The sequence below is a fragment of the Acinetobacter sp. 129952 genome (genome assembly GCF_056642055.1).
On record NZ_JBWVSU010000002.1, the window covers coordinates 77,322 to 95,001 of the forward strand.

Annotated in this window: 20 protein-coding genes; 13 read left to right on the forward strand and 7 right to left on the reverse strand. The window is 42.2% G+C overall.

Features of this window, described 5'->3' with window-relative positions; all coding sequences use genetic code 11:
- Positions 1-29: 29 nt before the first annotated feature.
- From cysT to AC1IR0_RS02810, 5 genes are all read left to right on the forward strand, one after another.
- Positions 30-863 carry a sulfate ABC transporter permease subunit CysT gene (gene cysT, locus AC1IR0_RS02790; RefSeq protein WP_004279076.1) on the forward strand — a complete coding sequence of 278 codons (834 nt, stop codon included), beginning with the start codon at positions 30-32 and terminating at the stop codon, positions 861-863.
- Positions 860-1,753: a sulfate ABC transporter permease subunit CysW gene (gene cysW / locus AC1IR0_RS02795; protein ID WP_004279077.1), complete on the forward strand. Its 894-nt coding sequence runs from the start codon at positions 860-862 to the stop codon at positions 1,751-1,753. The genes cysT and cysW overlap by 4 nt, the downstream gene beginning before the upstream one ends.
- 11 nt (positions 1,754-1,764) lie before the next feature.
- Positions 1,765-2,826, forward strand: a complete 1,062-nt coding sequence (locus AC1IR0_RS02800; protein ID WP_409666393.1) for a sulfate/molybdate ABC transporter ATP-binding protein — start codon at positions 1,765-1,767, stop codon at positions 2,824-2,826.
- Positions 2,827-2,879: 53 nt separating this feature from the next.
- The gene (locus AC1IR0_RS02805; RefSeq protein ID WP_409666392.1) at positions 2,880-3,803 is read left to right on the forward strand and encodes a CysB family HTH-type transcriptional regulator; all 924 of its coding nucleotides are present in this window, start codon (positions 2,880-2,882) and stop codon (positions 3,801-3,803) included.
- Between the two features lie 93 nt (positions 3,804-3,896).
- Positions 3,897-5,126 (forward strand): OmpP1/FadL family transporter, encoded by a 1,230-nt coding sequence (locus tag AC1IR0_RS02810; protein ID WP_409666391.1) that lies wholly within the window; start codon positions 3,897-3,899, stop codon positions 5,124-5,126.
- A 56-nt stretch (positions 5,127-5,182) separates the two neighbouring features.
- Here the strand turns inward: AC1IR0_RS02810 and carO are convergent, their stop codons facing one another.
- Complete coding sequence (carO, locus tag AC1IR0_RS02815; RefSeq protein ID WP_409666390.1) at positions 5,183-5,917, reverse strand: ornithine uptake porin CarO; 735 nt, start codon at positions 5,915-5,917, stop codon at positions 5,183-5,185.
- Positions 5,918-6,236: 319 nt separating this feature from the next.
- Here carO and dapD point away from each other — a divergent pair, with 319 nt between their 5' ends.
- From dapD to AC1IR0_RS02840, 5 genes are all read left to right on the forward strand, one after another.
- Positions 6,237-7,058 carry a 2,3,4,5-tetrahydropyridine-2,6-dicarboxylate N-succinyltransferase gene (gene dapD / locus AC1IR0_RS02820; RefSeq protein ID WP_004645637.1) on the forward strand — a complete coding sequence of 274 codons (822 nt, stop codon included), beginning with the start codon at positions 6,237-6,239 and terminating at the stop codon, positions 7,056-7,058.
- A gap of 131 nt (positions 7,059-7,189) precedes the next feature.
- On the forward strand, positions 7,190-7,900 hold the full coding sequence (gene queE, locus AC1IR0_RS02825; RefSeq protein WP_129717249.1) for a 7-carboxy-7-deazaguanine synthase QueE: 711 nt from the start codon (positions 7,190-7,192) through the stop codon (positions 7,898-7,900).
- Between the two features lie 34 nt (positions 7,901-7,934).
- Positions 7,935-8,603, forward strand: a complete 669-nt coding sequence (gene queC / locus AC1IR0_RS02830; RefSeq protein ID WP_005097579.1) for a 7-cyano-7-deazaguanine synthase QueC — start codon at positions 7,935-7,937, stop codon at positions 8,601-8,603.
- Positions 8,604-8,619: 16 nt separating this feature from the next.
- Entirely contained in the window at positions 8,620-9,033 is a 414-nt protein-coding gene (locus tag AC1IR0_RS02835) for a hypothetical protein (RefSeq protein ID WP_005097581.1), read from the forward strand.
- 82 nt (positions 9,034-9,115) lie between these two features.
- Entirely contained in the window at positions 9,116-9,574 is a 459-nt protein-coding gene (locus AC1IR0_RS02840; protein ID WP_005106433.1) for a peroxiredoxin, read from the forward strand.
- Positions 9,575-9,661: 87 nt separating this feature from the next.
- Here the strand turns inward: AC1IR0_RS02840 and AC1IR0_RS02845 are convergent, their stop codons facing one another.
- On the reverse strand, positions 9,662-10,225 hold the full coding sequence (locus tag AC1IR0_RS02845) for a YceI family protein (RefSeq protein ID WP_081401207.1): 564 nt from the start codon (positions 10,223-10,225) through the stop codon (positions 9,662-9,664).
- A 406-nt stretch (positions 10,226-10,631) separates the two neighbouring features.
- Positions 10,632-11,237 carry a LysE/ArgO family amino acid transporter gene (locus AC1IR0_RS02850; protein WP_004279088.1) on the reverse strand — a complete coding sequence of 202 codons (606 nt, stop codon included), beginning with the start codon at positions 11,235-11,237 and terminating at the stop codon, positions 10,632-10,634.
- Positions 11,238-11,341: 104 nt separating this feature from the next.
- On the opposite strand from AC1IR0_RS02850, the gene AC1IR0_RS02855 reads away from it, so the two are divergent.
- Positions 11,342-12,247, forward strand: a complete 906-nt coding sequence (locus tag AC1IR0_RS02855) for a LysR family transcriptional regulator ArgP (protein ID WP_479741163.1) — start codon at positions 11,342-11,344, stop codon at positions 12,245-12,247.
- Between the two features lie 5 nt (positions 12,248-12,252).
- On the opposite strand, the gene AC1IR0_RS02860 is transcribed toward AC1IR0_RS02855, so the two are convergent.
- Entirely contained in the window at positions 12,253-12,822 is a 570-nt protein-coding gene (locus AC1IR0_RS02860) for a nicotinate-nicotinamide nucleotide adenylyltransferase (RefSeq protein WP_409666388.1), read from the reverse strand.
- 103 nt (positions 12,823-12,925) lie between these two features.
- Between AC1IR0_RS02860 and AC1IR0_RS02865 the strand changes: the two genes are divergently transcribed.
- Positions 12,926-13,726, forward strand: a complete 801-nt coding sequence (locus AC1IR0_RS02865) for an enoyl-CoA hydratase-related protein (protein ID WP_409666387.1) — start codon at positions 12,926-12,928, stop codon at positions 13,724-13,726.
- Between the two features lie 71 nt (positions 13,727-13,797).
- Positions 13,798-14,592, forward strand: coding sequence for a nitroreductase family protein (locus AC1IR0_RS02870; protein ID WP_409666386.1), 795 nt, complete (start codon positions 13,798-13,800; stop codon positions 14,590-14,592).
- A 227-nt stretch (positions 14,593-14,819) separates the two neighbouring features.
- Here the strand turns inward: AC1IR0_RS02870 and AC1IR0_RS02875 are convergent, their stop codons facing one another.
- The 3 genes from AC1IR0_RS02875 to AC1IR0_RS02885 all read right to left on the reverse strand — a co-directional run bounded on the left by AC1IR0_RS02875 (position 14,820) and on the right by AC1IR0_RS02885 (position 17,646).
- Positions 14,820-16,289: a carotenoid oxygenase family protein gene (locus AC1IR0_RS02875; RefSeq protein ID WP_479741164.1), complete on the reverse strand. Its 1,470-nt coding sequence runs from the start codon at positions 16,287-16,289 to the stop codon at positions 14,820-14,822.
- Positions 16,290-16,429: 140 nt separating this feature from the next.
- Positions 16,430-16,747, reverse strand: coding sequence for a YqfO family protein (locus AC1IR0_RS02880; protein ID WP_004279094.1), 318 nt, complete (start codon positions 16,745-16,747; stop codon positions 16,430-16,432).
- A gap of 17 nt (positions 16,748-16,764) precedes the next feature.
- Positions 16,765-17,646, reverse strand: a complete 882-nt coding sequence (locus AC1IR0_RS02885; protein WP_409665692.1) for a LysR substrate-binding domain-containing protein — start codon at positions 17,644-17,646, stop codon at positions 16,765-16,767.
- Positions 17,647-17,680: the final 34 nt, after the last annotated feature.

Consider the following 17,680-nt stretch of genomic DNA (forward strand, 5'->3'; position numbering starts at 1 on the left):
ATCAGCTTTCTCTCTTCTGAGGAGTAATCATGTCGCAGCGATCCCGAGTGCTGCCAGGATTTGGTCTTTCTCTAGGCTTTACCCTAGCGTATTTGTCATTAATCGTTTTGATCCCGCTGTCAGCTGTTTTTATTAAATCACTGGGCATTGGCTGGGATGGCTTATGGGAAATCCTGAGCTCTGAACGTATCTTGAAATCATTGCAGTTAAGTTTCACCGCGGCCATTGTCGCTGCACTGGTCAATGTAGTGTTTGGCCTGTTACTGGCGTGGTGTCTGGTACGTTACAGCTTTCCGGGCAAACGTATTGTCGATGCCCTGGTAGATTTGCCTTTTGCCTTACCCACTGCGGTTGCGGGTATTGCCCTGACCTCTTTATATGCACCGACCGGCTGGATTGGTCAATATTTAGAACCGATTGGCATTCAAGTCGCTTATACCCCGATTGGTATTACACTGGCATTGATCTTTATTGGTCTGCCTTTTGTAGTGCGTACTGTTCAGCCAGTCCTTAGCGATCTGGAAACCGAACTGGAAGAAGCTGCATCTGCATTGGGTGCCAACCGTTTTCAGATTGTGACCAAAGTGATTTTCCCAATTCTGCTGCCTGCGCTGATCACTGGCTTCGCTTTAGCCTTTGCCCGTGGTGTCGGTGAATATGGTTCAGTGATCTTTATTGCTGGTAACCAGCCTTTTGAAACGGAAATTGCACCCTTAATGATTATTTCTCGCCTAGAAGAATATGACTATGCCGGTGCAACCACGATTGCTGTCGTCATGCTACTGATTTCCTTCGTGATGCTATTCCTGATTAACTTATTACAGGCATGGGCTAGCCGTCGTACCGGGAGAACTGCGCGATGAGTTTAAATACCAACAGCAATGCGCTGGCTGAAAAGTTGCAATCCCGTGATGCAACCCGTGAGCCAACTTGGGTACGTTATACGCTGCTCACTATTGCCTTAATCTTCTTTTTAAGCTGCCTGATTCTGCCCTTGATTCTGGTTTTTGTTGAAGCCTTTAAACAAGGGGTTGGCGTTTATACCCAAGCGCTGGTGCATCCGGATACTCTGTCGGCAGTAAAACTTACCTTGCTGACGGCTGCAATCGCAGTACCGCTCAACGTCGTATTTGGTGTTGCGGCAGCCTGGTCTGTAGCGAAGTTCAACTTTCCGGGGAAATCATTCCTGACCACCATTATTGATCTCCCTTTCTCGGTTTCACCTGTGATCGCGGGTATGATGCTGGTGCTGATTTTCGGTACCCAAGGCTGGATGGGTTCTTGGCTGATGGATCACGATATCAAGATCCTTTATGCAGTGCCTGCGATTGTCCTAGCGACTATCTTTATTACGGTACCTTTTGTTGCGCGTGAGCTAATTCCGTTAATGGAAGCACAAGGAACCGAAGAAGAAGAAGCTGCGATTGTACTCGGTGCATCTGGCTGGCAGACTTTCTGGAAAGTGACCCTGCCCAATATCAAATGGGGTCTGATCTATGGCGTGATTCTGTGTAATGCGCGGGCCATGGGTGAATTTGGTGCGGTGTCGGTGGTTTCCGGCCATATCCGTGGTGAAACCAATACCTTGCCGCTACACGTCGAAATTCTTTATAACGAATATACCTTTAGTGCTGCGTTTGCCGTGTCTTCGCTTCTGGCTCTCCTCGCAATTGTGACCCTGATTTTAAAAACATGGGTGGAACTGCGCCAGGAAAAACAAGACAAACGTAATGAAGATTCAACAGTTTCTTAAGGAATGCCCACATGAGTATTCAAGTACAAAATATTGAAAAACACTTTGGTGCATTCCACGCACTAAAAAACATTTCGCTGGATTTCCCAGATGGTCAACTGGTCGCACTTCTTGGCCCATCCGGCTGTGGTAAAACCACTTTGCTACGGATTATTGCCGGTCTGGAATCTGCAGATGGCGGTCAAGTGATTTTAGAAGGTCAGGATGCCACCAATGTGCATGTGCGCGAGCGTGAAGTTGGCTTTGTATTCCAGCACTATGCTCTATTCCGTCATATGACGGTATTTGACAACATCGCCTTTGGTCTGCGTGTGCGTCCACGTAAAACCCGTCCATCAGAAGCGGAAATTAAAAAACGTGTTACACGTTTACTCGACTTGGTTCAGCTTGGTTTCCTGGCTGACCGATATCCAGCTCAACTTTCTGGTGGTCAGCGTCAGCGTATCGCTTTGGCACGTGCTTTAGCAGTTGAACCGCGTGTATTATTACTGGATGAACCTTTCGGCGCACTGGATGCCAAAGTCCGTAAGGAACTGCGTCGCTGGTTACGTACCCTACATGACGAATTGCATATTACTTCTATTTTCGTAACACATGATCAGGAAGAAGCACTTGAAGTTGCAGATCAGATCGTAGTAATGAACAAAGGCAATGTAGAGCAGATCGGTTCACCGCGTGAGGTCTATGAAACCCCGAAAACTCCATTTGTATTCGACTTTTTGGGTCAGGCGAACCGTTTTGAAGGTCAGAACCATGGCGGCCTCATCCAACTCGGCGAAGACCGCATTCAATTTGAGGGTGCAAAAAATGCCGCTCAAGGTGAAGTGATTTTATTCGCGCGTCCAGATGAACTACGCATTCATGCACAGCCACACGACAATGCCATTCAAGCGACTTTCATTCGTGAATTATGGATCGCGGGTAAAGTCGTTGCAGAGCTAAATGACCGTCAAGGCAATCTGATTGAAATTTTACTGACGCCTGATGAAGCGAGAGCGCACCAATTCCGCCCAAATCAAACTGTTTGGTTAAGTGCGGTGAACTTGCATTTATTTGAAAACCAGGTCGATTAAGATCAAAAGATGGGGCTTTAAAATGCCCCATCCTCTTCTAGGGTAAGAGAATTATGAATTTCCAACAATTAAGAATTATACGAGAAACGGTTAGACAAAACTTTAATTTAACTGAAGCCTCCGCTGCGCTTTATACTTCGCAGTCTGGGGTCAGTAAGCATATTAAAGATCTGGAAGATGAGCTGGGGGTACAGCTATTTATCCGCAAAGGTAAACGTCTACTGGGCTTAACTGAACCGGGCCAGGCACTTTTAGGCATTGTGGAACGCATGCTGGTCGATGCCGACAATATCAAACGTCTGGCGGATGATTTCAATAAAGTCGATGAAGGTACATTGACCATTGCCACCACACATACCCAGGCGCGTTATGTGTTGCCACCAATTGTCAGCCAATTCAAAAAAGAATTCCCTAAAGTACATTTGATTTTGCAACAGGCCAGCCCGGTTGAAATCACGGAAATGCTACTTCAAGGTCAAGCCGATATCGGTATTGCGACCGAAGCACTCACCACTGAAGATAATCTGGCCAGCGTGCCTTACTATAACTGGCAACACAGTATTATTACCCCGCAGAATCATCCACTGGCAAGCAAAGAACACGTGCTCATCGAAGATCTGGCGCACTACCCGATTATTACCTATCATGGTGGTTTTACCGGTCGCTCCAAGATTGATACCGCCTTTGAAGAAGCTGGTTTTGATGTAGATATTGTGATGTCCGCGCTTGATGCCGATGTCATCAAGACCTATGTAGAAATGAATATGGGCGTCGGCATTGTCAACGATGTGGCCTATGACCCGGAGCGTGATTACCGTTTAAAGCAGATTGAAACCGATATTTTCGGCGTAAATACCACCTGGATTGCAGTGCGTAAAGGTCATTTATTACGCGGTTATGGCTACGAGTTTATTTCCCTCTGCTCACCAGACGCAGATATTAAGGCACTGAAAAAAGTGGCTTATCCAGACGAATAAATTGCAGTATTTTAAGTTTTTAATCAAAGAGGCTACATCGCCTCTTTTTTATTTTTTGAGTGGATAAAGAATATAAATATCAAGCATAATCACGTGCATAATAAATTGAATTATACCAAGATGATCAATAATAAATTTGCTCTTTTCTCCACGGGCTTGTTTTTCTCCGGGTCAGGTTATGCAGCAGCGTTTGAACAATCTAACCAAAGCATCCAATCGTTTTTTGAAAAAAATCATTATGCTGAAGTTTCACTGGCCTGGGTTCGCCCTAATATCAGCGGTCAGGTACAACATACCGAAGAGCTGCAACAATTAGGCATCACCGATTTTTCAACAGGAAATCTTGCCCATAGCCAATTGATCTCAAATGCCGCATTAAAATTCCAGTTGCATCCTCAAGTGTCGTGGGGACTGATTTATAATCAGCCTTATTCTATAGATATCGCTTATCATTATGATCCTGTTTTTGCAGGTGCAGCACTTCCAATTGAGGCTGCTACCATTCAATTTGAGAGCCATAATTTGACCTCATTAATTGGCTTTCAACCAAACGATAACTGGAATTTTTATACAGGACTAAGTTATCAAAGCTTAGAGGGAAATTTATATTTATCCGGGCAGACATTTTATATATTCAATGGTTATCGAGCCACATTTGAACGAGATCCCGCTTGGGGCTGGCTTGCAGGAATCAGTTATCAGATTCCTGAATATTTTTTTAGAACCGCACTGACCTATCGTTCTGCAATCACTCATCATAATAAAACCACTGAATCGATTATTGTAGGTACGAATCCAGCGCCTTATACAGAAATTCAAACTCCTCAGTCAGTGAATCTGGATTTTCAGACAGCTTTAACTGATAAAAATGCGCTCTATGGCATGCTGCGTTGGTCGAACTGGCAAAATTTCGTGATCCAGCCGCCTAAATTTGGCGCTGTAATTGACTATGCGGCCTTACAGTTTCCGGAAGTAAAACCATTCAGGATGATTGATTATCGTAAGGATCAATGGTCTGGAAAAATCGGACTTGCTCATCAATGGCCATCTTTTGGCATAAATTCTATCGAACTCTTATGGGATTCTGGTACAGGAAATCCGGCTTCAACCCTGAATCCGAGTGATGGCTATTGGGGCATCGGACTAGGTCATCTTTATAAGATTCAAGAAACCTGGGATATTGCGACAGGACTATATTATTTAAAGTTTCAAAAACCTGAAATTTCCTTATCAGAACCTATTACGCCACAGATCGCAGGTTTATCCGCAGTTTCTGATAACAGTGCCTGGATCCTAGGTTTGAAACTGGGTTATCACTTTTAAAATTGTTCTAAAAACAAAAAACGGGCCGAAGCCCGTTTTTTGTATTAAGTAAAATCTTAGAAGCGGAAGCTCACACCTAGTTTAGCCACTGGTAGCCATTCGTACTCATTGTCGTTACGAATTTCGCGTTCTTCATTTCTTAAAGCTGTGTCAATATCAGGTGCACTTGGGTCAAGTGGCGTAAAGTTACTTGTAGAAGCTAAATTAACTGTTGGATTGCCGTTATAGTATGCACCAATCTCACCAAAGACACCCCAACGATTAGTAATTGCTGGAGAGAAACCGATCCCTACATAAGGAGCGATATTGTTTTTGTAAGATAAGTCACCAGTTACACGACCTGTAGTTCCACCGACAGTTTGATAACGGTTACCGTCTACAGTAATAGTGCCATCAGCACCCGTACGACCTTCTAAACCATAATCATTATCAATATAACCTACACCTGCTGCCATGTAGAACCAGTTCGCCCAAGGACGAATTTCAGCATTTAAATAGGTTAAGTTATTATCCATATCTAGGTCATATTTAGTCCCATTAACTGAGATATCATCAGACCAGGAAATATCACCGCCGTTATAACCTAAAGTTACACCTACATATGGGTTAGCACTCCAGGAAATTGCACCACCATAACCGGTAGTACCGACTTCAGCACGAACAGAAGCTGGTTTAAAGAAAGAGAATTCAGCAACGCCTTCATCTGTTACGATTGTTTCATCAGCAGCCATGACAGATCCAGCTGTGGCAGCTAGAACGGATACTGCTAAAAGTTGATATAAAGCTTTCATTATTTCTCTCCTCAAAAGAACTTATTTTGATCATTAGTTATTCGTGATAGGCTCAATATAAAGGACTTAAAAAATATTTTTTATTCGCATTTTGCTCATCTTTTGTTATTTTTTGATACAAATTAATTTTTCTTGTTGAGAACCAAGTGTTTTCTAACACTTCTCCTACATTTCAACATAATGAAAAAGTATACTTATCACTTTAATAATTTCACGCTTTCTACACTTTTGGTTATTTTTCATCTATTTTTAGTGCTTTCAACTATTTTTCCTGCAATATAGTGTAAAATCTAGAAAATTTTTTTCTGGAAGGAAGATCATGTCGCAGCTTTCAACAATCATTGAACAAGCGTTTGAAGACCGTGCGAATTTTACAGCTGCAGATTGCTCTGCTGAAATTCGTCAAGCAGTAGAGGAAGTAATTGCTGGTCTAGACAATGGTACTTTACGTGTTGCTGAAAAAATCGATGGTGAATGGGTTGTTCATCAATGGATTAAAAAAGCGGTATTGTTATCATTTAAATTAAACGACAATAAACCAATGGAAGCTTGTGATCTTCGTTTCTATGACAAAGTAGAGACTAAATTCTCAGGTTGGACTGAAGAACAATTCAAGGCTGCTGGTGTACGTGTCGTACCACCTGCTGTCGCACGTAAAGGTTCTTTCCAGGCTAAAGGCGTGATCTTGATGCCTTCTTATGTCAACATCGGTGCTTATGTAGATGAAGGCACGATGGTGGATACTTGGGCAACTGTAGGTTCATGTGCACAAATTGGTAAAAATGTTCACTTGTCAGGTGGTGTAGGTATTGGTGGTGTGCTTGAACCGCTTCAGGCGAATCCAACTATTATTGAAGATAACTGCTTTATCGGTGCACGTTCTGAAATCGTTGAAGGCGTAATCGTTGAAGAAGGTTCTGTGATTTCAATGGGCGTATTCATTGGTCAATCAACCAAGATTTATGACCGCGCCACTGGCGAAATTCATTATGGTCGCGTACCAGCTGGATCTGTCGTTGTTGCAGGTAGCCTTCCGTCTAAATGCGGTACTTACAGCCTGTATGCTGCAATTATCGTGAAAAAAGTTGATGCACAAACTCGTTCTAAAACAAGCCTGAACGATCTATTACGCGAAGACTAAGATGTCTTAACTTAGAGGATACATTCGTGTTCCTCGGAGCTTCAACCGCTCCTCGTCTCTACGATTAGTAATGATCGTAGGGATTTTTATTTTTATACCCGGTTATTTATTTTTCATTGGTTAGTTTTGTTATGAATACGCTTCGATCTTCCGCAATTCCTGTCTCTGATCCGTCTGCGGGTTTACGCATTACGGAGATTTTCTATTCATTGCAAGGTGAAGCCAATGCCGCAGGACTGCCAACGGTATTTATCCGTTTAACCGGTTGTCCATTACGTTGTAGCTATTGTGATACCACCTATTCCTTTGAAGGCGGTGAGCGTCAGTCTCTGGACGATATTATCCAGACCACGCTTGATTTTAAAACCCCTTATGTTTGTGTGACCGGCGGTGAACCACTGGCACAACCAAATGCCCTACCCCTGATGCAGCGACTTGCGGATTTAGGATGTGAAGTTTCACTTGAAACCAGTGGCGCTTTAGATGTGTCCAAAGTGGATTCACGTGTTTCCAAAGTTTTAGATTTAAAAACACCAACTTCAGGTGAAGTTGCACGGAATTTGCTTTCTAATCTCGATCATTTAACTGCACATGATCAAATCAAGTTTGTGATATGCAATCGTGAAGACTATGAATGGTCAAAGCAGCAGTTAGAACAGTACCAACTTCAAGACAAAGTGAGTACAGTGTGGTTTTCACCTGCATTTGCGGTTGAAAAAGGTGCGGTTCGGTTACCCCCACTGGCACGTGATTTGGCTCAGTGGATTTTAGAAGACCATCTCCCTGTTCGTTTTCAGTTACAGCTGCACAAGTTGTTATGGAATGATGAAACTGGTCGTTAATTTTTTGTAAAGTATTTTTTTGGAGAATCAGCTTATGCGCCCTCGTGCCATTGTCCTGTTATCTGGCGGATTAGACTCAACAACATGTCTGGCTTGGGCGCAGGCACGCTATGAATGTATCGCACTCAGTTTTCGATATGGTCAGCGTTCAACGACCGAGCTGGATGCAGCAAAAGCTTTAACGCAACGTGCGGGTGTGGAACATCGAGTAATCAATATTGATTTGGGTAATCTGGGTGGCTCAGCCCTTACCGATCATAGTATTGAGGTGCCCGACCATGAACAGGCTGGCATTCCGATTACCTATGTTCCAGCACGTAATACTATCTTCTTGTCTTACGCCTTAGCAGCAGCTGAAGTGTTCGAAGCTGAAGCGATTGTCATCGGAATTAATGCGGTTGATTACTCCGGTTATCCGGATTGCCGTCCGGAATTTATTGACGCATTTGCCAACATGGCGCGCCTTGCAACCAAGGTTGGCGTAGAGGGTCAGGCACTCAAATTTGAAACACCTTTGTTACATTTATCCAAAGCAAATATTATTCGCTTAGGTATTGAACATGGCGTAGACTACAGTCAAACGGTGTCATGCTATCAAGCAGATGACCAAGGACGTGCCTGTGGCAAATGCGACAGTTGTCGTTTACGTAAACAGGGTTTTGCGGACGCAGGTGTTGAAGACCCGACACGTTATATACCGTAATAACAAGGTAGAGTTTATGAAGAATTTAAAATCAAGCATCGTGCTTTCAGCAATTGTTTCAGCTGCTGCTATGTTCGCAACTACGGCTCAAGCGGCTGATGACAAATTACAACAAGCTTATAAAAGCACCAATGTAAAATCTGCATTGATCAATGTTTGTAAAAATGAAACTGGCAAAAGTAAAAAATTGACGGCTGCTGAAGTCAGCAAATATTGTGGTTGTGCTATTGAAGCAGATGGAAAATTAACCAATGCACAAAAATGGGAAATTCAAAGCACCATTAACCAGAAGAAAAGCCCAGGCACTTTAGCTTTTGTACAGAAGCAGAATAAAGATCTTCAAGCATGCTTTGGTCCACAGTTAACAGGCAAACTGAAAACTTTGACTGAAGAAGCAATGAAATCAGCCCAAGCGGCACCAAAGAAATAATATCTGATTATTCTTTGATAAAATAAGCCACTATAATGTGGCTTATTTTTTTTGAAAAAATTTAGAGAAAACAGGAGTTTTTATGTCTGAAATTAGTTTGCTTGACCAGAATTTTCCTGCGACGACAGGCGAAATCAATTTAACCCAGTTGAATACAGAATGGCTGGTGATTTATTTTTATCCTAAAGATTCTACGCCAGGCTGTACGACTCAGGCAGTTGGATTTTCCTGTTTAAAAGATCAGTTCGATGCTTTAAACACCACAATTCTTGGCGTATCACGTGATTCGGTAAAAGCGCATCAGAACTTTACTGAAAAGCAAAATTTGAGTATCAATCTGATCAGCGATAAAGAAGAAGTGTTGTGCAATCACTTTGATGTGATTAAAGAAAAGAACATGTATGGCAAACAAGTGATGGGCATTGAGCGTTCAACTTTTATTTTCCATAATAGCCAACTGGTCAAAGAATACCGTAAGGTCAAAGCAGCAGGTCATGCAGAACAAGTTCTGGAAGATTTAAAAGCTTTGCAAGCTGCTTAATTGCATGCTTACCGTATAGACAAAAGCTCGAAATATTCGGGCTTTTTTTATAAAAAATTTCATATCATCAAGTATTTTATATCTACCCTAGTTCATTTCACACTGTCCCGAAAGATGAAGATTCACTTTATCTCCTACCCCGGCAATTCCTTTTTTCATACCAAAATCCCTACGGTTAATCACGGCAGATGCCTGAACATCAAGCAGGTTGGCATTCGACATACTGGGTTTAAAGGTTGTTTCGAAAATCACAGGCTTGGTCACACCGCGCAGGGTTAAATGACCTAAAACATTGTATTTGCCATTGCCCAAGTCTTTAAACTGGATACTTTTAAAAATTACAGTCTTATATTTTTCTACATAAAACAGGTCTTCGCCCAAAATCATATGTTTAAATAGCGGCTTACTAAAGCTTAAACTTTCCACATCCATGACCAGATGGGTTGAGGCATTTTGCGGTGCTTTAGCATCAAACTGCATCGTGGATTGAACCTGATTGAACTTGGCTTTAACCACAGTCAGTCCCATTGACTTGATCTCAAAACCGACATCACTTTTGGGAGTTAAGGTCCATGATCTTGCAAAAGACTGACTGGTCAAAGCTAAACAGATCGCCAGGCTAAGGAGCCCAGTTTTTATTATTTTTTTCAATTTTAAATCCACCTTGTTTAATTTCTTATTGATCGGATTTAAGTCCACGGCTTAATCTGAAACTAATTTTTTTGTTTTTTGAGCGAACAGGTTTTCGTTATTTTTATACCAGTTTATTGAAGTTTTTGTAAAATCATTCATGACTAACGGACAAAATACTTGCGCTGATTTTTCTCTGATAAATGGTCCTGCTAAGCTAGCAGGAGACTGGCATCATCTTATAAAATTCTGATTTTATAAATTTTTTATATAAGACAGATCGTTGATTTTAAGCTCAATATAGATTGAAATATCCATACTTGCAGCACTGAAAAGAGTTGTTTTCTGCGCTGACCATTCTCGATACCTATCTAAAATGACACCTTTAGACAACTCTTAACCAATCTATCCACTTTCGTAGCCTGAATCAAATACTGAGTATTAATGACACCGCGACGCCCCACATGGTACATGCAATAATAGCATCCAGTATTTTCCATGCTTTTGGATGTTGAAACCAAGGCGTCAGTATTTTTGCTCCATATCCCAAACTAAAGAAAAAAAACCAGGAAGCACAGACAGCACCTAAAGCAAACCACCATTTTCCTAAAGCGTATTGGGTTGAAATTGATCCAATCAATATGACTGTGTCTAAGTAAACATGCGGATTCAGCCAGGTAAAAGCCAGGCAGATCATCAGTACTTGTAGAAAATGCTCTGTTAGCTGACCACTTGGTGCCAAAACCTCTGTTGATTTAAATGCGCTGATCGCATGGTGTAAACCATAATAAAATAGGAATCCTGCGCCAATATATTTAGAAAATATAACAATATCCGGATAATGTTCAATGACGCGCGCAAAGCCCAGTACGCCAAGCAGAATTAAAATGGAATCAGACAAGGCACAAATCACACAGACCCAGAACACATGCTGCTGTTTTAAACCTTGCTTTAATACAAAAGCATTCTGTGCACCGATACTGACAATCAGGCTCATTCCCACAGCAAAACCACTCATCATATAACTGAACATCACATTCCCCTTTTTTTGAATAAATGAATTATGCAAAAAAATGAGTGCGATTAATTAAAACTAAGTTAATATTAATTTAACTAAATTATTTTTAGATAACAGATATGCTGAATGCAAAACAATGTGATGCTTTTTACGCAGTTGCAAAAACGGGAAGTTTCGATCTTGCTGCCGAGCAGCTAAATATTACTGCCTCGGCAGTGACCCTTCGTGTTCAAAGTCTGGAAAAAAAATTGGGACAATTGCTTCTGGTGAGAGATCGGCCTTGCCGTGTGACTCAATCCGGACAAACCTTATTGCATTATTTACAGCATCAACGTTTGCTAGAACAGAATCTGATGCAGGATTTGGGTGGACAATTGCAACAGGAAGGTTTCTATTGTCTGAATATTGCCACCAATGCTGATTCGCTCGCGACCTGGCTATTACCAACCTTACAAGCCCAGCTGATCCAGCATAAAATTGTGTTGCATTTTCAGGTGGATGATCAATCACAGACTCATCATCTGTTAGAAGCAGGTCTCGTCAATGCCTGTTTGAGTACTGAAGCCAAGGCAATGAAAGGTTGCCGGGCAGAATTGATCGGACAGATGCAATACCGTCTCGTTGCTACGCCTGAATTTTCCCGAAACTGGTTTCATCAAGGCGTACATCGGGATGCGCTACGCCTTGCCCCTGCCATTATTTTTAATGAAAAAGACCAACTCCATACCCAATTTATTCAGCACGAATTTGGCCTGAATCTAGCACAATATCCTCACTTTTTTATTCCATCGACCCATGCATTTTTTGATGCGATTGTCATGGGTCTAGGCTATGGCTGGCTGCCGGACTATCAAACTAGGAATTTGCTGGAGTCAGGTCGACTGCTTGAACTTTCAAGTGAGATGCGAATTGAAGTCCCCTTGTATTGGCATCACTGGAAAGAACAGTCTCCTGGTCTAGAAATCCTTGGGGAGTGTTTGAAACAGCATGCTCAAACTACCATGAATCAACCCATACCAACCTGATACTTTTAAAGCAGATTGGTTTTATCATTCTGGGCAAATTTTTCACTGAGTTGCTGATAGGTCGTGGTTTTTTGGAAATTCTCTAGAAAATCAATCGTGCCTTGTGGAAATTTATCCCGTTGAATTTCGCCGCGATAATAAGCTTCACGCATCGGCGTAGCGGATAAGGCATCTTCAAGGCTGTCAAGTTCGACCATTTTCCATTCTGGAAAAAACTTTAAATAATAAGAAGAATCATCTTTAAAGTGCCCAATCAGCCCAACTTTGGCATTTGGTTCAATAACCTGATTCACCAGCGATTTCACCAGTTTTTGCCATTTTTCATCATTATAAACATCTATGACTCCTACAAATTTGATCCGAGCCCGATCTTCTGGACTAAAATTTGACAGGATCATGGCTTCACGCTCCGAAGCCAAGAATGGATTCTTGATATTGCGTTCATTTTGCGCAGAACCGAGAGCCAAAATCACATGTTGACTGTGCTGCAGGGCAATATTAATAGTTTGCATGTGTGCCAGATGAAAAGGCTGAAAGCGGCCAATGAAAACCAGATAATCAAATGTATAGTTCATAAGGGATCAGTTTTTTATGACTCATGAGTTGTGCTGTCCCAATAAATATGCGACATAATCATTCCCATAAAATCAAATTAAGTTTTAAAGCAAGGATAGTACGATGACACTGAGCTGTATTCAACAACCTCATGAGCATTTGAATGCGAATTTAGAACATGGTGTACTCACTTTGGCCATCAATCGCCCGGAAGCGAAAAATGCGCTATATAGCGAGCTTTATTTATGGATTGCGAAAGCCTTGGATGAAGCAGATCAGGCGCCTGAAGTTCGTGTAGTTGTATTGCGTGGTCAGGATGCAGACTTTAGTGCCGGTAATGATATGCAGGATTTTATGAAATCTGCTGCGAAGAAAGGTCAGGCACCCGCTGCTGAAGGCCCGCCGTTTGTTTTACTCAAATCTGCTGCAAAATTTTCCAAGCCTTTGATTGCTGCGGTGCGTGGTGTTGCAATCGGCATTGGCGTGACAATCTTACTGCATTGTGATCTAGTTTATAGTGACAATACTGCCCTGTTCCAGATTCCATTTGTCAGTCTGGGTTTATCGCCTGAAGGCGCTTCAAGCAAGCTGTTGATTCAGCAAGCGGGTTATCATAAAGCGGCAGAATTATTGCTGACTGCGCAAAAATTCAATAGCGAAAAAGCGCTCGACGCAGGTCTGGTGAATAGCATTGAAGAAGATGTTTACACTAAAGCAGCAGCACAAGCTGCCCAGCTCTCTGCCCTGCCATTGGCATCACTGGTGCAATCCAAATCCTTGATGAAACACAATGTGAATGAAATTGTAGAATGGATTGACCATGAAGCAGAAATTTTCATGCAGCGTGTCGGCTCGCCAGAAATGCTGGAAGCGGTTCAAGCGTTTATGCAAAAACGTAAACCTGATTTCACACAATTCAACTAATTTTCAAACTTATGAGTTCAATGAGGTGGTTTAGACTGCCTCAATCTTTTATTTTTCCAAGAATCTGAAGTATGCCAAATCAAAACTCCCAAACCTCTTCCCAAACAACAGACAGTTCAAATCCAGAAAAGAAACGTTATTACGAACCTGCACCTCAAGATATAGATGTCGATAATTTTCGTAAGGTGATTGAAAGCCGACGTTCGGTGCGTAAATTTACCAAAAGGCCAATTCCTGTCGAAGTTCTAGATGCCTGTCTGGATCTGGCATTGTTGGCCCCGAATTCGTCGAACTTGCAGCCTTGGACTTTTTATGTGGTACAAAATCCGGGCAAGAAAAAACGTCTGGTCAAAGCCTGTATGAGTCAACTGGCAGCCAAAACAGCTTCTGAGCTAATTGTCTGTATCGCACGTACCGACCGTATCGATGAAATGGCGAAACGTAATGTGAATGAATTTCCATTTCCTGAAGCACCGCCCGCGATTAAGAAATACTATAAATATATTCCCTACAACTATAAGACTGGTTATCTGAATGCTTTTGGTAACTTTAAGAAAGTGGCTTTCAAAGTTGCCCGTACACTGGACAAACAAATGCCAGTTTCTGCTTTCAGTCCAGCTGATGCGAAACTGTGGGCTACCAAAACAACGGCGCTCGCTTGTGAAAATCTGGTCTTAGCTTTACGTGCTTATGGTTTTGACAGCTGTATGATGGAAGGTTTTGATGAGCCGATGGTTCGTGAAATTCTGAAATTAAATGATGAACAGTATCCGGTCATGGTAATTGGTGCGGGTGAACGTGCTGAGGATGGAGTATTTTTCCCACAGTACCGTTTTGATCGTGAGCTGTTTATTCAGAAGGTTTAATAGCAGCTATAGAAAAACAAAGCCTTAAGTTCTACCTCATTTGGTGATATGGATATCGCGCTTAGGCAGAGATTCAAGAATGAATTTCTGCCTAACACATAATTTTGCTTATCCTATGCAATATATTTTTCGTTCTTTAAAGCCCTATCAGCCTGCAAACAGAGAGTGAAGTCTTCACGCTATATGAAGGCTATGCCATCTTAAAAATGCCAGTAAATAATCAAAACCTATGAATAGTGGGTTCTCAATTTCCAATAATCAATCCAGTTACAATGAAACCCGACGGGTACACGTACCGGTAAATGAATGGTTGCAATCGGCCCTTCAGTCATATGCTGTGCATCCAGAATCACTACCCTAGATGGACTATCATCTAAAGCATGAACATAAGACATCAGCCAGCCCTCATTTTCAGCTTGAGCCCCTTCCCGTGCGACGAATATCACCTCTCCTGTCACCCAGTTTTCTCCAAAAGAATAGCTTTCTGAATTGCCAGTTTCCACATCATGGCTCAAAAGAGTATTGCTGCTGACACGAGAAGGATCATCAAACTCGCCAAAGGAAATAGTGTAGACATAACGATAAGGCCGCCCGGTATAAGCTTCATTAATCTGTGGGAATTCCTGTTTCATCTCGGATAATATCGTCCGAGCCACTTTTCCAGTGCCGTGTTCAAAAATGAACCGCTCCAGCCGAATATCCTGATCTTCAATCGGTCCCTGAATCGAACTGACCAAGGCTTTGGAGTGCACCACCACATCCATAACCACATCACCAGAATCCAGCTCATAAGCATTCACGGTATGAAAAATAAAACAGGGATCAATCTCATACCAGCGAATATCAATTGCCTTACCGTCAAAAGGCAATATACCCATGCGTGCCTGCCGTTTTGGATTCCATTGATATGGCAACATTGAACCCTTTAAAGCACTGCGTACAGAAAAGTTTACATTCAGGTCCAGAATCAGCACATGAGATCTGGTAATGGCACAATCATGAATCATCGGACCATGTTTCACTGGAATGTCGACATAATGTTTCAACTTACCTTTTGAATCTATCTGCAAATAAAAAACTTTGTTCTGACTTAAAGCATCATAACAAATCGCATGAATATCGCCCGTTTCAGGATCAATATGCGGATGGGCAGTAAATGGAAAATCCTGATCATCTTCAAATAAATGATGTCGTTTTGACTCCAGTGCAGCATTCAACTCAACTGGATATGCACCCGCTTCTACCAGTGCCCAGATTTTTCCGGCAAAGTAGATGACATTGGTATTGACTGCATCCGCGACACCTCGCGTTTTACCGGGAATTTGTGGTCGATGAAGTTTTTTCTGCACACTGGCAGAACCGATATAACTGCTTTTATACCAATGTGCCTCACCACCCTTCAGTCTGAGCGCATGCAACATGCCATCGCCCGTAAACCAGTGATAGTTGCGTGGGTTTTTGACTGTAATAGGATTTGGACCAATCCGCATTAATGCACCATCCAGTTCTGCAGGAATCTGCCCTTCAACCTTTAAATCTGTGGAAAAGTGTTCCTGCCGCTCTGGTGCAAATATACCTTCCAGATAGGGATTATCTGGCGAATATGGAATGCGCTGATGCAAGATTTCTGTACCGTACTGGATAGATTTACTGAGGGTATTCTTAAGCGCACTGCTCAGCGGTTTTGGCCACGGCATTGTTATTTTCCTTATTATATTTTCTCTTTGGATTATTCTGGAAGAAATGATAATAACAAAAGCAGGTCGGCTGGTTTCTGAATCTAGATTAACGGCGCGCTAAGTCAAACGCGCCGCAGCAGAGCATCAATTTTATAATTTTAGACTTTGATATCCAGAAGCTGAATAAACTCAAAGGCCGGCTCTTCATAAGGATGACTTTCTTTCAGCGCCTTGGCCACATCGACTGCCTTTTCATCAGGCACCAGAATTTCTACCCGCCATTCTTCTACCTGTTCCAGTTTACCCACTTCACCAATATGCGGATCTGCACCTTCCTGTGGTTTAAACTGTCCGGTTCCTAAAACCTGCCAGGCACAATTCGTATACTCACCAATACCGCCCGCTCCTGCTGCAAATATCGCATTCTTGGTGTCTTCCAGGTTTTCATCCGGCACGTAATAAATCAGCTTTAACATATATTCCTTCCTACAATTCAGATACTTGTTGTATTGTTAAGTGCTTGGGTAATCATCTTCAATGCAGGATTTTGAGAATTCTTGTTAAATGTTGCATATAAATCCAGTTTTGGCAGTGCCTGATCAGTCTGGACAATTTTCACATGATCATTCAAAAACCGCAGTAAATATTCAGGCGCAAAACTAAAGCCCATTCCCATATTGGTCAGATTGATGTGTTGCAAGACATTGGTCACCCACAACAGCTGTTCATGCTCAAGCTGATCAATGCAGAGTAGTCTATCCAGCTTTTCATAAAATACTGGTGAAGCATTCTGCTCACACATAATTATATTATGGTTTTTTAGTTCCTGTAATTTCAGGATTCGATCTGTAGAATGTAAGTGCTGAGCGGCTATCAGATAAATTTGCTCGGTTAATAAATGAATATTCTCAAAATCTGGATGGTCCAGATGAAAGCGGGTAATACATAAATCCAGTTCAGCATTTTTTAGCCGCTGAATCTGTTCCATACAGGTCAAGCTATGCAGATGGATTTTCAAGTCCGGCATGGTTTTTTTAAGCTGTGCCAGAATCTGCGGCATCACTTTGATTTCTGCAACATTCAGAAAGCCAATATGAATCTGGTTATTTTTCTGCTGTGCGACCTGGCGTGCTGCTGCCACTGCCAACTTGGCATTTTCCAGTGCTTTTTCGGCATAGATCTGAAAAGCTCGCCCTTCATCGGTGAGTTTGACCTTTCTGGATGAACGATCAAACAGCATGACGCCTACTTCCTGCTCCAGATCCTTAATTTGCTGGCTTAATGACGGCTGAGCGGTAAACAGTTTTTCGGCAGCCTTGGTAAAACTTTGTTGCTGCGCCACAGTAATAAAATAGCGTAAATGTCGAAGTTCCATAGCCTGCCCGGTTTCTGATCAGGTCAGCATCTTA

What these genes read in the sequence shown, in the direction of transcription:
- cysT (WP_004279076.1), top strand. Translation starts at nt 30, where the DNA reads ATGTCGCAGCGATCCCGAGTGCTGCCAGGATTTGGTCTTTCTCTAGGC.
- cysW (WP_004279077.1), top strand. Translation starts at nt 860, where the DNA reads ATGAGTTTAAATACCAACAGCAATGCGCTGGCTGAAAAGTTGCAATCC.
- AC1IR0_RS02800 (WP_409666393.1), top strand. Translation starts at nt 1,765, where the DNA reads ATGAGTATTCAAGTACAAAATATTGAAAAACACTTTGGTGCATTCCAC.
- AC1IR0_RS02805 (WP_409666392.1), top strand. Translation starts at nt 2,880, where the DNA reads ATGAATTTCCAACAATTAAGAATTATACGAGAAACGGTTAGACAAAAC.
- carO (WP_409666390.1), bottom strand. Translation starts at nt 5,917, where the DNA reads ATGAAAGCTTTATATCAACTTTTAGCAGTATCCGTTCTAGCTGCCACA.
- dapD (WP_004645637.1), top strand. Translation starts at nt 6,237, where the DNA reads ATGTCGCAGCTTTCAACAATCATTGAACAAGCGTTTGAAGACCGTGCG.
- queE (WP_129717249.1), top strand. Translation starts at nt 7,190, where the DNA reads ATGAATACGCTTCGATCTTCCGCAATTCCTGTCTCTGATCCGTCTGCG.
- queC (WP_005097579.1), top strand. Translation starts at nt 7,935, where the DNA reads ATGCGCCCTCGTGCCATTGTCCTGTTATCTGGCGGATTAGACTCAACA.
- AC1IR0_RS02835 (WP_005097581.1), top strand. Translation starts at nt 8,620, where the DNA reads ATGAAGAATTTAAAATCAAGCATCGTGCTTTCAGCAATTGTTTCAGCT.
- AC1IR0_RS02840 (WP_005106433.1), top strand. Translation starts at nt 9,116, where the DNA reads ATGTCTGAAATTAGTTTGCTTGACCAGAATTTTCCTGCGACGACAGGC.
- AC1IR0_RS02850 (WP_004279088.1), bottom strand. Translation starts at nt 11,237, where the DNA reads ATGTTCAGTTATATGATGAGTGGTTTTGCTGTGGGAATGAGCCTGATT.
- AC1IR0_RS02855 (WP_479741163.1), top strand. Translation starts at nt 11,342, where the DNA reads ATGCTGAATGCAAAACAATGTGATGCTTTTTACGCAGTTGCAAAAACG.
- AC1IR0_RS02860 (WP_409666388.1), bottom strand. Translation starts at nt 12,822, where the DNA reads ATGAACTATACATTTGATTATCTGGTTTTCATTGGCCGCTTTCAGCCT.
- AC1IR0_RS02865 (WP_409666387.1), top strand. Translation starts at nt 12,926, where the DNA reads ATGACACTGAGCTGTATTCAACAACCTCATGAGCATTTGAATGCGAAT.
- AC1IR0_RS02870 (WP_409666386.1), top strand. Translation starts at nt 13,798, where the DNA reads ATGCCAAATCAAAACTCCCAAACCTCTTCCCAAACAACAGACAGTTCA.
- AC1IR0_RS02875 (WP_479741164.1), bottom strand. Translation starts at nt 16,289, where the DNA reads ATGCCGTGGCCAAAACCGCTGAGCAGTGCGCTTAAGAATACCCTCAGT.
- AC1IR0_RS02880 (WP_004279094.1), bottom strand. Translation starts at nt 16,747, where the DNA reads ATGTTAAAGCTGATTTATTACGTGCCGGATGAAAACCTGGAAGACACC.
- AC1IR0_RS02885 (WP_409665692.1), bottom strand. Translation starts at nt 17,646, where the DNA reads ATGGAACTTCGACATTTACGCTATTTTATTACTGTGGCGCAGCAACAA.